The sequence below is a fragment of the Aquabacter cavernae genome (assembly GCF_003993795.1).
Classification (GTDB): Bacteria; Pseudomonadota; Alphaproteobacteria; order Rhizobiales; family Xanthobacteraceae; genus Aquabacter; species Aquabacter cavernae.
The window spans coordinates 770,520-783,990 of record NZ_RWKV01000008.1; the positions used below are offsets into that span (position 1 = coordinate 770,520).

Annotated in this window: 10 protein-coding genes and 1 riboswitch; of the genes, 5 read left to right on the forward strand and 5 right to left on the reverse strand. The window is 67.1% G+C overall.

Going from position 1 to position 13,471, the window contains the following annotated elements:
* Positions 1-20: 20 nt before the first annotated feature.
* From EJJ38_RS08280 to EJJ38_RS08290, 3 genes are read right to left on the reverse strand one after another with little or no spacing between them, the layout of a single operon-like run.
* Positions 21-425, reverse strand: a complete 405-nt coding sequence (locus EJJ38_RS08280; RefSeq protein WP_205666124.1) for a DUF4150 domain-containing protein — start codon at positions 423-425, stop codon at positions 21-23.
* Positions 426-1,532: a pentapeptide repeat-containing protein gene (locus tag EJJ38_RS08285; RefSeq protein WP_127089611.1), complete on the reverse strand. Its 1,107-nt coding sequence runs from the start codon at positions 1,530-1,532 to the stop codon at positions 426-428.
* Entirely contained in the window at positions 1,525-4,653 is a 3,129-nt protein-coding gene (locus tag EJJ38_RS08290; protein WP_127089612.1) for a DUF2169 family type VI secretion system accessory protein, read from the reverse strand. Before EJJ38_RS08290 ends, EJJ38_RS08285 begins: the two co-directional genes overlap by 8 nt.
* Before the next feature lie 125 nt (positions 4,654-4,778).
* Positions 4,779-4,914: riboswitch (TPP riboswitch) on the forward strand.
* A 90-nt stretch (positions 4,915-5,004) separates the two neighbouring features.
* On the opposite strand from EJJ38_RS08290, the gene thiC reads away from it, so the two are divergent.
* The gene (gene thiC, locus EJJ38_RS08295) at positions 5,005-6,855 is read left to right on the forward strand and encodes a phosphomethylpyrimidine synthase ThiC (RefSeq protein ID WP_127089613.1); all 1,851 of its coding nucleotides are present in this window, start codon (positions 5,005-5,007) and stop codon (positions 6,853-6,855) included.
* A 71-nt stretch (positions 6,856-6,926) separates the two neighbouring features.
* On the opposite strand, the gene EJJ38_RS08300 is transcribed toward thiC, so the two are convergent.
* Positions 6,927-7,313: a TFIIB-type zinc ribbon-containing protein gene (locus EJJ38_RS08300; protein ID WP_164738461.1), complete on the reverse strand. Its 387-nt coding sequence runs from the start codon at positions 7,311-7,313 to the stop codon at positions 6,927-6,929.
* Positions 7,314-7,480: 167 nt separating this feature from the next.
* Here EJJ38_RS08300 and EJJ38_RS08305 point away from each other — a divergent pair, with 167 nt between their 5' ends.
* The 4 genes from EJJ38_RS08305 to EJJ38_RS08320 all read left to right on the forward strand — a co-directional run bounded on the left by EJJ38_RS08305 (position 7,481) and on the right by EJJ38_RS08320 (position 11,783).
* Entirely contained in the window at positions 7,481-7,834 is a 354-nt protein-coding gene (locus tag EJJ38_RS08305) for a DUF1428 domain-containing protein (RefSeq protein ID WP_127089615.1), read from the forward strand.
* Positions 7,835-7,960: 126 nt separating this feature from the next.
* Positions 7,961-9,001 carry an HlyD family secretion protein gene (locus EJJ38_RS08310; RefSeq protein ID WP_164738462.1) on the forward strand — a complete coding sequence of 347 codons (1,041 nt, stop codon included), beginning with the start codon at positions 7,961-7,963 and terminating at the stop codon, positions 8,999-9,001.
* Positions 9,002-9,008: 7 nt separating this feature from the next.
* On the forward strand, positions 9,009-10,097 hold the full coding sequence (locus EJJ38_RS08315) for an FUSC family protein (protein WP_127089617.1): 1,089 nt from the start codon (positions 9,009-9,011) through the stop codon (positions 10,095-10,097).
* Positions 10,098-10,391: 294 nt separating this feature from the next.
* Positions 10,392-11,783 (forward strand): GntP family permease, encoded by a 1,392-nt coding sequence (locus tag EJJ38_RS08320; protein ID WP_127089618.1) that lies wholly within the window; start codon positions 10,392-10,394, stop codon positions 11,781-11,783.
* 84 nt (positions 11,784-11,867) lie between these two features.
* Here EJJ38_RS08320 and metG read toward each other — a convergent pair whose 3' ends face one another.
* Entirely contained in the window at positions 11,868-13,424 is a 1,557-nt protein-coding gene (metG, locus tag EJJ38_RS08325; RefSeq protein ID WP_127089619.1) for a methionine--tRNA ligase, read from the reverse strand.
* Between the last annotated feature and the right edge of the window lie 47 nt (positions 13,425-13,471).

Sequence of the window (13,471 nt, forward strand, 5' to 3'; positions counted from 1 at the left end):
AACCTCTCCTTCTGCGCGGCTCAGCGCATGCTCATCAGCTTGGTCTGGGACGGAGTCGAGGTAAGACCCGGCACGTTCGGGCTCATGCCGTTCTGCTTGCTGGGCGAGGTCAGCTTGATGGCCGGCGCCCCGCCGATGATCAGATTGGTGGAGCCCATGGCGGCGGACTTCGGGCCCATCACCAGATTGGAGACGAGGCCCATCAGGACGCCCGCATTGTCGCCATTGGAAAGCGGCGTCTGCGTGCTGAGATTATGGGCCGGCATGCCCATCAGCAGCACCTTGGTCTGCGTGGGCACCGCCGTGTTGGAGAGGGCGATGTTGGGATAGGGGATGGGCACCACCACCGGGCCCGCGGGGGTCTTGCACACATCGGGGAAGGCCATGCTCATGGCGGGCGAAGGCCCTTGCGATGTAACGAACATTCAACCCTCCATGGCCGTCGCGCGGACGTATTGGGGAACATAGCTTTCCGCCACCGCCTTCTCGGGGTCGGTGGGAAGCTGGCTGCCGCTGGCGCCCAATTGCAGCAGGCCGTCAGTGGCGGCCAGATGTAGATCGGTGCGCAGGAACCGGGCTTTCGACGCATCCACCCCGTCGAGCCGGGCATGGGCGAGCTGCGTATAGGACAGGTTCGCGCCCACGAAGCGGGCGCCGGGAGCCTGCGCCCCTGTCATCACCGCCATGTCGAGATCGGCGCCGGAGAAATCCGCCCCGGCAAGGCGGCTCTCCTGGAAATTCGCACTGCCGAGCTGCGCCCCGCCGAAGCGGGCGCCGGTAAGGTCGGACTTGGAGAAATGGGCGCTGTGCGCGATCGCGCCCGAAAAGTCCGCGCCAGGCGCCGTGCATTGCATGAGGAAGCTACCGGACAGGTCCATGCCGGAGAGATTGGCTCCCGACAGGTTCGCCCCCATGAGGTTGCAGCGGGCGAGGCTGAGGGTTCGCAAGTCCCGCTGGGACAGGTCCACCTCCGGAAACACCCCCATCTCGCAGGAGAAGCCATCGAGCTTTGCGGAGCGCAGGTCCGCGCGCGCCGCAAACAGGCGGGCGGTGCGCGCATCCGACAGGTCGATGTCCTCCACGTCACAGTCCATCAGCGCCGCGCCGTCCACCTGCGCGGCACGCCAGACGCTGCCCGTGAGATCGCAGTTGAGGAACGACCCGTCGCTCACCAGCGTGCCGGAAAAGCGCGCGCCGGCGAGTGCGCAGCCGATGAAGGCGCCCCCCGATATGCGCGCCTCCTCGAAGGCCGCGCCGCCCATGGCACAGGACACGAAGCGGGTGCCGTCGAGCATGGCCGCCCGGAACACGGCGCCTGTGAAATCGCAGTTCACGAACGTCGCGCCGCCAAGGTCCGCGCCGTCAAACCGGGTGCCGCGGAACGCGGTCTCACGAACCGTGGCACCCTTCAGGTCGGCCGTGGCGGTCCAGTCGGTGAGCGAGAAGTCGCCCTTCGCATAGGGCAGGCCCAGGGCCACATGGTTCAGGAGATCGGCGCGCTGCGCCCGGTTGCCGGCGGGACGGTCATCCATGGGCCGTCTCCAGCGCGAGGGGGGAGTTGAGGAGGTTGGCACCGCTCAAATCCGCACCGATCATCACGGCGTCCGACAGATCGGCGCCATAGAGATTGGCCTTGCGCAGAAACGCGGCGGAAAGGTCCGCACGATGGAGCTGGGCCTCCATGAGCTGCGCCCCCCCGAAATCCGCGCGGACGAGCCCGGCATTATCGAGCAGCGCACGCCGCAGGGAGGCGAGCCGGAAGTCGGCATCCGCGAGACCCGCCTCGCAGAACAGGGTCCGGTCGCACACCGCGCGGAGGAAACGCGCGCCGCTGAGGTCGGCACCCAGAAAGCTCGCCTCGCTGAGAAGGCCACCGGAGAAATCCGCCCCCGCCAGCTTCGCGCCGCCCAGGAAGGATGTGCCCCGCACGTCCGCCTGCGCCGCCCGCAAGCCGGGCGCCGTCAAGGCGAGGAAAGCGCAGCGATCCAGGAAGCCGCCTTCGAGGCTCGCACCGGAGAAGTCGCATTCCAGCGCCTGGCATTGTCGCAGGCTGGCCCGGTCGAGGCGCATTTCCGACGCCTGAACCCGCATGAACACCAGATCCTGCAGCCGCGCCTCGGAGAAATCCGCCCCGGCGAGCCGCGTCGCGATGAAGCGCATGTCGGAGAAGGCCGCACCCACCGCGCTCACGCCGGAAAAGTCCGCATCCAGCACGAGGCCGCCACCGAAGCGGGCGCGGTCGAACCGGGCTCCCGCCGCCTTCACGCGGGAGAGATTGGCCCCTACCAGGACGGCATCGCTGAAATCCGCTTGCTCCAGCCGGGCCTCGGTCAGCACCGCTTCGGAGAGGTTCGCGCCGCACAGGCGCGCACGGGCGAGATTGGCCCGCTCCAGAAAGGCACCCGTCAGGTCCGCTCCCGAGAGATCCGCACCCGCCAGATCGACACCCGCAAGGTCGCGGCCGCGCAGGTCAATCCCGGCCCGCGCTTGATCGAGCACGAAATCGCCGAAACGCTTGGCGATGCGTGGCGCCAGCGGCCGCTCGGGATAGGCCGCCTGGGGCGCGGCGCGGCGCATCTGGGCGGTGCCCGCCTCCAGGACCGGCGCCAAGGAATCGATAATGCCGAGTCCATCGTCCATCTGCGCCTGCGCGGCGGACATCCGCTCCTGGGGCGAGGCGGCCGGAACCTGAGGTGCCGTGGAAGCCAAGTCGGCGAGGAGCGCGTCCAGCGCGCTGCCTCCCCCCGTCTTGGACAGGCCCGGCAAGGCAGCGGCGATCTGCCGGTCAGCCTGCGCGAGCCGCGCATTCACCGATGCCGCGCCTGCGGCCGGAACATCCGGTTCAGCGGCGATAGCGTCCAACAGGCCGCCAATGGAGGCCTGCACGGGCCCGGGCGTGCCGAGCGGCGGCGCATCCGGTGGCAGGTCCGGCATTCGCACATTGCTCGCCGCCGCAAGGGAGGCCCGCACCTCCGCCAAGGGCGCGGCTTCCGGCAGACCCAGGAAACGGGCTTTCGCCTGTTCCAGTTCGGCCTCGTGGTCGGCGCCAGGGAGGTTGTCCAATATGGTGGCGCGCCAGTCGAGCGCGCCTTGCGCCTTAGCGAGTGTGGCAGCGTCGCTCAGGTCCGCCTCGCCCTCAAGGCCGGGAATGTCGGCGCGCCCCTGGGCGGAGGCCGCATCCAGCGACGCCACCAGGGCGCCTCCGTCATAGGCTTCCAGCGCCTTCAAGACCGCGTCGAGTTCCCCCGCTCCGGCGCCGGGCGCATCGATGCGGGCCATGGCGGACAGGAGCGGTTGCCCCTTCTCCGCCTCCAGGCGCACCTGTTCCTGGGCCGCCGCGCTCTTCGCCTCGATCATGTCCAGCAGGTCGCCGAGATCGAAATCCCCCTCCGCAAGCTCCTCCGGCGTGGGCAGAGGCAGCGGGTCGGGATCGGGCTCCGGCGGCGGCGGACGCAGGGAGAGCGGGAGGCCCATGGCATCCATCTGCCGGTCCCGCAGGAACACCATGGCCTGCGTCTGCCGCTCGGCCCGTTGGCGGGCGAGCGTCATTCGCGCCGCCCGGCGCCGCTCTTCCTCCGCGCGGTCCACCGGCGGCGTGAGCTGCCACTCGGAGAATGCGTAGCGCGGCCCAAGCTCGGGATCGCGCCGCAGGCGCCGCACCTCGGCATAATGGCTCAGGGCGCGCGGGGCGTCCGTCAGCCGCTCGCGGGCAAGCATGATGTCGGTGACATCCTTGCCCTCGATATCCTCCACAGGCACCACGCCATGCCAGATGAGCACGCCGCGCCGGGCGCCCGCCATCAGCCAGAGGGTGTCGAGGGTAAGCTCGGCCTCAATCCAGTGCCCGTTCTCCAGCCCTGCGAAGGCACGCGGACGCACCCCCGGCAGGCGCCCTTCGAGATAGGGCGCGGAGGCGGAGAAGTTCCGCAGCCGGTAAGGCTCGTCACCCGCCAGATACGCACCGAGGCGCTGGTCCGGCGGGGCGGTGAGGAAGAAGTCGGGATGGATGTCGTCCGCGAGAGCAGGCGCCACGTCCCGCGCCCAGGCAGCGTCATAGGTGCCCGCGAGCCGCTGGCGCTCCGGCGACATGATATCCAGCGGGCCGAAGGCAGCCGGGAGCGGCACTTCGTCCGGGGCATGGATCAGCCGGTCCGGTCGCTCGATATTGGGCAGTTGCACTGCCTCTCCCGTGCCGATGCGTTCCACGGCGGCAAAGCCCATCCCCGCCGGATTGGCGGCATGGCCTGCGCCGCCGAAGGCCCGTGCGGGCGACAGGAGCAGGTCGCGGATCGGCCGGGGAGCGGTCGGCACATAGGCGCCGCCCGCAATGGTCCACCAACGGTCGCCGAACACCGCTAGGGACTTGCGGACGGTCCCGACCTCGGCTTCCAGCAACAAAGCGTCCGCATGCGGGGCATCGACCTTGCCGCCGATCAGCACCTCTGCCCGCGGCTTCGGCATGCACATGTCCAGCGGACTGCCTTCGGGAAGGCTGGCGGCGGCCATGGTCCAAAGCGCCTGCTCGCCGTCGAGGCGAGCCGGATCGGCAAGATCGAAGGCGGCGATCACGCAGAGAATCAGTCGCGCGCCGTCCCGACGCCGCTCGACCTTGTGCAGCAGACCCAGCGTGCGCGGCTTGATGACGAGAGGCATGAGACCTGACAGACGGAGGGGACTTCCGAATCTCGCCTTTTAGAGGTGCGTCTTTACAGCCATGCGACGGCGCGCGGCATGCTGCACCGCAGCGTTGACAAGGGGGCGGGCAACCAACAGTGTGAAGCTATTCCAAGGGGAGCCCTGCGAGGGGGCTGAGAGATCGCCTTTCGGATTGGTCGTCATGACCGCCGACGCCGCGATGACCCTTTGAACCTGATCCGGGTCATGCCGGCGAAGGGATCGGAACAGCCACCCTGGGGACGTTCTCCTTGAAGGGATCATGGCGCCAGCCGTCTCCTGAAGCTCATCCCGGATCTCATTTGAAGCGCAAGCTGAAGGAGATCCGCAATGCTCGACGAAGCCTCCACATCGTCGCTGAAAGTCACCACGGGGCCCCTGCCCCACTCCCGCAAGGTCCTGATCGCGGGAAGCCGCCCCGATATCCAGGTGGCGATGCGAGAGATCGTCCTCTCCGACAAGTCCGAGCCGCCTGTGCGCGTCTACGACACGTCCGGCCCCTACACGGACGCCAACGCCCTCATCGACCTCACCAAGGGCCTGCCCGAGCTGCGCCGCAAATGGGTTCTGGAGCGGGGCGACGTGGAAGAGGTGGAAGGCCGCGCCCGCAAGCCGGAAGATGACGGGCTGAAGGCGGGACAGGTGAGCCACCTGCCGTCGTTCGACCGCACCGGCCGCCAGCCCCTGCGCGCCAAGGCCGGCAAGCGCCCGACCCAGATGGCCTATGCCCGCGCGGGCATCATCACGCCCGAAATGGAATATGTGGCCGCGCGCGAGAATCTCGCCCGCGCCAATGGCGGCGCCCATCCCAAGCACCAGGCGATGGGCCTCGGCTCCGCCATTCCGGTGGACATCACAGGGGAGTTCGTGCGCCAGGAAGTGGCGCGCGGGCGCGCCATCATCCCCAACAACATCAATCACCTGGAAACCGAGCCGATGGCCATCGGGCGGAACTTCCTGGTGAAGATCAACGCCAATATCGGCAATTCCGCCGTCACGTCCGGGGTCGCGGAAGAGGTGGACAAGCTGGTGTGGGCCACCCGCTGGGGCGGCGACACGGTGATGGATCTCTCCACGGGGAAGAACATCCACACCATTCGCGAATGGATCATCCGCAACTCGCCCGTGCCCATCGGCACCGTCCCGATCTATCAGGCGCTGGAGAAGGTGAACGGCGTCGCCGAGGACCTCACCTGGGAAGTCTTCCGCGACACGGTCATCGAGCAGGCCGAGCAGGGCGTGGACTATATGACCGTCCATGCGGGCGTGCGCCTGCCCTATGTGCCGCTCACGGCCAACCGGGTGACGGGCATCGTCTCGCGCGGCGGCTCCATCATGGCCAAGTGGTGCCTTGCCCACCACAAGGAGAGCTTCCTCTACGAGAATTTCGAGGAATTGTGCGAAATCCTCTCCTGGTATGACGTGGCCTTCTCCCTGGGCGACGGCCTGCGCCCTGGCTCCATCGCGGACGCCAACGACGCGGCCCAGTTCGCCGAGCTGGAGACCCTGGGCGAGCTGACCCAGGTGGCCTGGAAATACGATGTCCAGGTGATGATCGAGGGGCCGGGCCATGTGCCCATGCACCTGATCCGCGAGAATGTGGAGAAGCAGCTGAAGATCTGCCACGAAGCGCCGTTCTACACGCTCGGCCCGCTGGTGACGGACATCTCCCCCGGCTACGACCACATCTCCTCCGCCATCGGCGCGGCCATGATCGGCTGGTTCGGCACGGCCATGCTCTGCTATGTGACGCCGAAGGAGCATCTGGGCCTGCCCAACCGCGACGACGTGAAGGCGGGCGTCATCTCCTACAAGATCGCCGCCCATGCGGCGGACCTTGCCAAGGGGCACCCCGCCGCGCGCATCCGCGACGACGCGCTCTCCCGGGCGCGCTTCACCTTCCGTTGGCGCGACCAGTTCGCCCTCTCGCTGGACCCCGAGACGGCGGAAGCCTTCCATGACGAGACCCTGCCCGCCGAAGGCGCCAAGGTGGCGCACTTCTGCTCCATGTGCGGCCCGAAATTCTGCTCCATGAAGATCAGCCAGGAGCTGAAGATCGAGGCCGCCGACATTGCGGGGACGCAGGCTGGCATGGACGAGATGGCGCGCAAGTTCCGCGAGGGCGGCGGCCAAATCTACCACGCCGCCGATGCCGAACTGGCGCCCCCGCCCTCCGCCTGAGGTCGGCCCCACGCCGAAACGCAAAACGCCCGGCCATATCGGCCGGGCGTTTTCATTTCAGGCGCCGAAGCTCAGTCGAAAAGCTCTTCAAGGAAGGACTTTTTCCGCTTGGGCTTTCCATGGCCGCCATAATTCCCGTAGCCACCTTGGCTGTAGCCACCTTGATTATATCCGCCTTGGCCATGGCCGGCCCCATAGGGCTGGTCATAGCCCGGCGCGGGCTGGGCGAAGCCCGGACGGGGTTGGGGCTGCTGATGGACCGGCTGCGGAGCAGGCTGCTGGGGCGCAGACGGAGCCTCCTCGCGGAGGCTGCGCTCGATGATCTTGTCCATCTCACCCCGATCGAGCCACACGCCTCGGCATTGCGGGCAATAGTCGATCTCGACTCCCTGCCGTTCGCTCATGACCAGCGGAACCTTGCAGACCGGGCACGGCATTCCCGCGGCGGGATTGGTCATCGTCATCTCCTGAACCAGGGCGCACTTGCGCCGACCCATGACGTAGGGTCATGTGACCAGGGTCGCAAGGCGGCGCGCGGATGAATTCTTGTCCACATTCTTCGCGCCCTGTGTGGATCGAGGCCCGTCCCATGTGTCCTCGGGAAGGAAGCAACCAGGAGGCACCCATGCCCTATGTCGATGGATTCGTTCTCGCCGTGTCCAAGGCCAATCTGGAGGCCTACAAGGCCGTCGCCGCCAATGCGGGCGCCATCTGGATGGATCACGGCGCGCTGAGCTATGTGGAATGCGTCGCGGACGACGTTCCCGACGGCAAGCTGACGTCCTTCCCCATGGCCGTGAAGGCCGAGCCGAACGAGGTGGTGGTGTTCTCGTGGATCACCTATCCCTCCCGCGCCGCGCGCGACGAGATCAACAAGAAGGTGATGGAGGATCCGCGCCTGGAGATGGAACCGTCCAAGATGCCCTTCGACGGCAAGCGCATGATCTATGGCGGGTTCGAGAGCCTCATCGACCTGTGAAGGCATGCCCCGCAGCTGCGACCTTAACGGATTGCGCGGTTTAACTTCGTTTGCAGGGGCGGGTGTCCGCTACCAGCTTCGCGCGCTATAAGGTCCAACCTCCATTGGCGCGCGAGGCTTTCCGCAGTGGCGACATCCCCCTCCCCCGAGACCGCCGCGCCCGAGGCCGCCGCTCCCCAAAAACCCGAGGTGCCGGCCTCCAATTCCCGTTTCGCCCGTCTCGTCGCGGTGGTGATCGCCCTCGGCGTGTTCCTCTATTTCGTTCCGGGCCTCTTCATCGCCTATACCGAGGACGCCTATGTGCGGTCGGACTTCGTGGCGGTCGCCCCGGAGATATCGGGCATTGTGGAGACCGTCTCGGTTACCGACGATCAGGCGGTGGAGGTCGGGACGCCCCTGGCCATCATCGACACCCGCCCGTTCCAGCTCGAAGTGGAGCTGAAGCAGAAGCAGGTGGAAAGCGCCCGCGCCGCCGCCAAGGTCCAGAAGGACACCGAAGCCGTCCTCAACGCCAATCTCGATGCGGCCAAGGCTGGCCTGACCCTGGCCCAGCGCGAATATGACCGTGTCGCGGCCCTGGTGAAGGACCAGACCCTCTCCCAGGAGATGATGGACCGCACCACCGACCAGCGGCAGGCCGCCTCCGACAAGGTGGAGCAGGCGGAGGCCCAGGTTCGGGTGAATTCCGGCGAAGTGACGGCCGCGCAGGCGCAGGTGGATATCGCCCAGGCCCAGCTCGCCATCGCCCAGTACAATCTCTCGCGCACCCGCATCACCGCCCCCGTGAAGGGCTATGTCACGAATCTCTCGCTCCGGCCCGGCGCCTATGCCAGCGAGGGCACGCCGCTGGTGGGCATCGTCGATGACACGCAATGGCGGATCATCGCCAACTTCAAGGAATATGTGGCGTCCGACCTGAAGCCCGGCATGCGCGCCTGGGTGTGGCTCGACAGCCATCCCTGGCACCTGTTCCCGGCCCGCGTCGCCGGCATCGGGCGCGGCATCGCGCGCGAGCAGCAGGCCGAGCGGCTTCTGCCTTATGTGGCCCCCACCACCGACTGGATCCGCCTCGCCCGCCGCATGCCGGTGACGCTGGTGCTCGATCCCCGGCCCGAGGGGCTTCCCCTCTTCATGGGGGCGGACGCCCGCGTCGTGCTGTTCCCGTGAGGCGCCGGTGAAGCACCGCCATTACCACTATCGCTTCGGCGCCGCGCTGCGCCGGGAGCTGGGGGTATTGTCCGTCTCCGGCCCCACGGCCTCGCTCGCCTTCCGAACGGCCTTGTCCTGCGTGCTGGCCATGATCCTGGCCATGATGCTCCACCTGGATAATCCCTCCTGGGCGGGCATCACCGGCCTTGCCATCATCCAGAAGGATTTCGCCGCCTCCTTCCTGCGCTCGGTGGACCGGTGCCTGGGCACGCTGGTGGGCGCGGCGGTGGGCTATGCGGGCGCCCATTTCGTCGCCGACCACTTCATGTTCCAGCTCATCTGCTTCGGCGCCGCCGTCTTCGGCATCTACGGCATCGAACGCACGACCCACGGCTATGCCGCCCTACTTGGCGCCATCACCGTCATCCTGGTGATGTTCGGCTCCCTCGGTGCCCCGGAGACAGCGCTGAACGTCGCCGTCTACCGGGCGCTGGAAATCATCGTGGGCGTCGGCGTCTCGTTCGCGGTGGATGCCATCTTCGCCCCACCTTCGGCCCACAAGCCGGCCCCCGCCAAGCCCGGCATCTTCGTCCGTCCCATCGACGAGGACCTGCTGATCACCGCCATTACCGGCGGCATCGCCATCGCCGTCATCCCGGTCATCTGGGAGAAGCTGCAGCTTCCCGGCCTCGGCCAGACGCCCGTCACTGCCTTCGTGATCCTGGTGATGATGCGCCGCGAACCCATATGGGCCGCCGTGAACCGGCTGGCGGGCTGCATATTGGGCGGCGCCTATGGGCTGATCTGCATGCGCCTCGTGGGGGACAATATCGTCCCCTGGCTCGCTCTGCTCTTCCTCGGGCTCTACGTGACCTGTTACGTCAAGCACGGGGATGGGGACGCGGCCTATAGCGGCCATCAGGCGGGCATTGCCGTGATCATGGCCATGGTCCAGGGCCTCGCTCCCAGCCCGGATATCCTGCCCGCCATCGAACGGCTGGTGGGCATCATTGGCGGCCTTGTGGTGGTCGTGGTGGCGCAGGCCCTGCTGTGGCCGCTCGTGGCGCGAGCCCTGCCGCTGGTGCTCGGAACACGAGAAAAATCAGCGCCCTGAGGGGTTCGCCTTCGCCTTTGGGATAAGGCCGCATGCCATTTTCATATGGCAGCCTTGGTATTAGAAAGCGCTTACAGAAGACTCAAGGACCAGGGGCCTTGCGGGTTTCATCCGCGAGCCCTTGGGCAAGCCCCGCGCGGCGCCGCAGCGAAGTTCGCCCGGCATCGATCAAGATGGGGCGAACGGCATCAGAGGAAGCGTCATCTCGGATCACGGGCGTCACCCAATGGTCCGGCCAGCGGCAGTGCTGCGCCGGCTTCCGGTCCTCGGATTTCAAACCCGGAACTGATCCATATGAGCTTTCTCATCTGTCTCGGCGCGCTCGCCTTCCTGATGTTCGTGGCCTATCGCGGCTTCAGCGTCATCCTGTTTGCCCCGGTGGCGGCGCTCGCCGCCGTCCTCCTCACCGACCCGTCCGCCGTTCCGGTCCTCTATACCGGCCTGTTCATGGAACGGATGGTGGGCTTCCTGAAGCTCTATTTCCCGCTCTTCCTGCTGGGCGCCGTGTTCGGCAAGGTCATCGAGCTGTCCGGCTTCTCCCGCGCCATCGTCTCGGCCATCATCCGCATTCTCGGCGCGGGGCAGGCGATCCTCGCCATCGTGCTGGTGGGCGCGGTGCTCACCTATGGCGGCGTATCGCTGTTCGTGGTGGTGTTCGCGGTCTATCCGTTCGGCGCCGAATTGTTCCGGCAGGTGGGCATCCCCAAGCGCCTGCTGCCGGCCACCGTCGCGCTGGGTGCCTTCTCCTTCACCATGGATACCCTGCCGGGCACCCCGCAGATCCAGAACATCATCCCCACCACCTTCTTCCACACCACGGCCTATGCGGCGCCCATCCTCGGCTTCGTGGGCTCGGCCTTCATGCTGGTGCTGGGCGTCGGCTATCTGGAGTTCCGGCGGCGCCAGGCCCTGCGCAAGGGCGAAGGCTACGGGGCGGGGCACACCAACGAGCCCGAGGCCAATACCGGCGAGGTGGGCATCCATCCCCTCATCGCCATCCTGCCGCTGTTCGTGGTCGGCATTTCCAACCTGGTCCTCGGCTGGCTGATCCCGCTCCATTACGGCGAGACGGCCCGCGCCCTGCTGACCCCCGGCACGCCGGAAATCTCGCTGGGCGTGAAGTCGGTGGCGGCCATCTGGTCGGTGGCCGGCGCGCTGCTGCTGGGTATCCTGACCGTGTTCCTGTTCGCCTTCCGCCGCGTCGCGGGCCAATTCGCCATCGGCACCCAGGCGGCGGTTTCGGGCGCGCTGCTGGCGGGCCTCAACACAGCGTCGGAATACGGCTTCGGCGCCGTCATCGCCGCCCTGCCCGGCTTCCTCGTCATCCGCGACGCGCTCAGCGCCATTCCCAATCCGCTGGTGAACGAGGCCATCTCCATCACGGCGCTGGCGGGTATCACGGGGTCCGCATCCGGCGGCCTGTCCATTGCGCTCGCGGCCATGTCGGAACAGTTCATCGCCGCGGCCAATGCGGCGGGCATTCCCATGGAAGTGCTGCACCGGGTGGCATCCATGGCCTCCGGCGGCATGGACACCCTGCCCCATAACGGCGCGGTGATCACGCTGCTGGCGGTCTGCGGCCTCACGCATCGGCAGTCTTATGGCGACATCTTTGCCATCACCCTGGTGAAGACCGCTGCCGTGTTCTTCGTGATCGGCTTCTACTACCTCACCGGCCTCTACTGAAAACAGAACGGGCGCGCCGACCGGAAGGCGGCGCGCCCGTTTTTCCTCGTTCTACCGTCGTCTGGAACGAACGGGCGTGAAGCCTCAGGCCGTGGCCTCGGGCTCCACATAGCGGGGGAACACCCCAACCGGCGCGGGCAGCGTGCCGCCGGACGCCAGCCGATGCGCCGCGCCGAGGCGGGCAAAGTCCCGCTCGCTCTCCGGGAGGGCCAGAAGGTCCAAAAGCTTTCCGGCACTCACGGGCATGACCGGCTGGGCGAGGATGCCGACCTGCCGGATGACTTCGGCCGTCACCCACAGCACGGTGCCCATCTTCGCCGGGTCCGTCTTGCGCAGGGCCCAGGGCGCGGCGGCGGCGAAATAGCGGTTCGCCTCCGCCACCACGTTCCAAACCGCCGCCAGATAGTGGTGGATAGCCTGGACCTCCATGGCCTCCCGCGCCTTCTCCAGCATGCCGTCTGCGAGCGCCAGCATGGCCTCATCCTCCGGCGACAGCGGACCGGGCTCGGGCACCACGCCATCCAGATTCTTCGCGATCATGGACAAAGAGCGCTGGGCGAGATTGCCCAGGTCGTTGGCGAGGTCCGCATTCATGCGCAAGACGATGGCCTCGTGGCTATAGGAGCCATCCTGGCCGAACGACACCTCGCGCAGGAAGAAATAGCGCACCGGATCCACGCCGTAGGCGGACACGAGGTCGAACGGATCGACCACATTGCCCACGGACTTGGACATCTTCTCTCCCCGGTTGAACAGGAAGCCGTGGCCGAACACCCGCTCGGGCACTGCGAGCCCCGCGGACCACAGGAAGGCCGGCCAATAGACCGCGTGGAAGCGGATGATGTCCTTGCCGATCACATGCAGGTTCGCCGGCCAATACGTGCGGAACAGCTCGCCTTCCGTGTCGGGATAGCCCAGCGCGGTGATGTAATTGGTAAGCGCGTCCACCCACACATACATGATGTGCTTGGGATCTCCGGGCACGGGGATGCCCCAGTCGAACGTGGTGCGCGAGATGGAGAGATCCTGGAGCCCGCCCGACACGAAGCTCACCACCTCGTTGCGGCGCGCCTCCGGCATGATGAAGCCGGGATTGGCCGCGTAGAAGTCGAGCAGCTTCTGCTGGTAGGCGGAGAGGCGGAAGAAATAGCTGTCCTCCTCCACCCATTCCACCGGCGTGCCCTGGGGACCGAGCCGCACGCCGTCCGGGTTCAGCGTGGTCTCGTCCTCGGCGTAATAGGCTTCATCCCGCACCGAATACCAGCCGGCATAGGTGGATTTATAGATGTCGCCATTGGCGGCCATCTTCTCCCAGATGGCCTGGGCGGAGGCGCGGTGGCGCTCTTCCGTGGTGCGGATGAAATCGTCATTGGAGAGGCCGAAGCCCTCCACCATGGCCTTGAACCGGGGCACGTTCCGGTCCAGCAGCTCACGCGGGGTGAGACCCGCCTTCTGCGCCGTCTGGAGCATCTTGATGCCGTGCTCGTCGGTGCCGGTCAGGAAGCGCACGTCATAGCCGTCGAGGCGCTTGAACCGCGCGATGCAGTCGGTCGCGATGGCCTCATAGGCATGGCCCATGTGCGGCACGCCATTGGGATAGGCGATGGCGGTGGTGATGTAGAAGGGCTGCTTGGACGACATGGGCCCCTGTCCGGTCTGGAGACGCCCAATACATCCGGCATCGGGCG

Bases quoted from the DNA above. Each gene is read 5' to 3' on its own strand.
- EJJ38_RS08300 (WP_164738461.1), bottom strand. From the start codon at position 7,313: ATGACCAATCCCGCCGCGGGAATGCCGTGCCCGGTCTGCAAGGTTCCG.
- EJJ38_RS08280 (WP_205666124.1), bottom strand. From the start codon at position 425: ATGTTCGTTACATCGCAAGGGCCTTCGCCCGCCATGAGCATGGCCTTC.
- thiC (WP_127089613.1), top strand. From the start codon at position 5,005: ATGCTCGACGAAGCCTCCACATCGTCGCTGAAAGTCACCACGGGGCCC.
- EJJ38_RS08285 (WP_127089611.1), bottom strand. From the start codon at position 1,532: ATGGATGACCGTCCCGCCGGCAACCGGGCGCAGCGCGCCGATCTCCTG.
- EJJ38_RS08305 (WP_127089615.1), top strand. From the start codon at position 7,481: ATGCCCTATGTCGATGGATTCGTTCTCGCCGTGTCCAAGGCCAATCTG.
- EJJ38_RS08320 (WP_127089618.1), top strand. From the start codon at position 10,392: ATGAGCTTTCTCATCTGTCTCGGCGCGCTCGCCTTCCTGATGTTCGTG.
- metG (WP_127089619.1), bottom strand. From the start codon at position 13,424: ATGTCGTCCAAGCAGCCCTTCTACATCACCACCGCCATCGCCTATCCC.
- EJJ38_RS08290 (WP_127089612.1), bottom strand. From the start codon at position 4,653: ATGCCTCTCGTCATCAAGCCGCGCACGCTGGGTCTGCTGCACAAGGTC.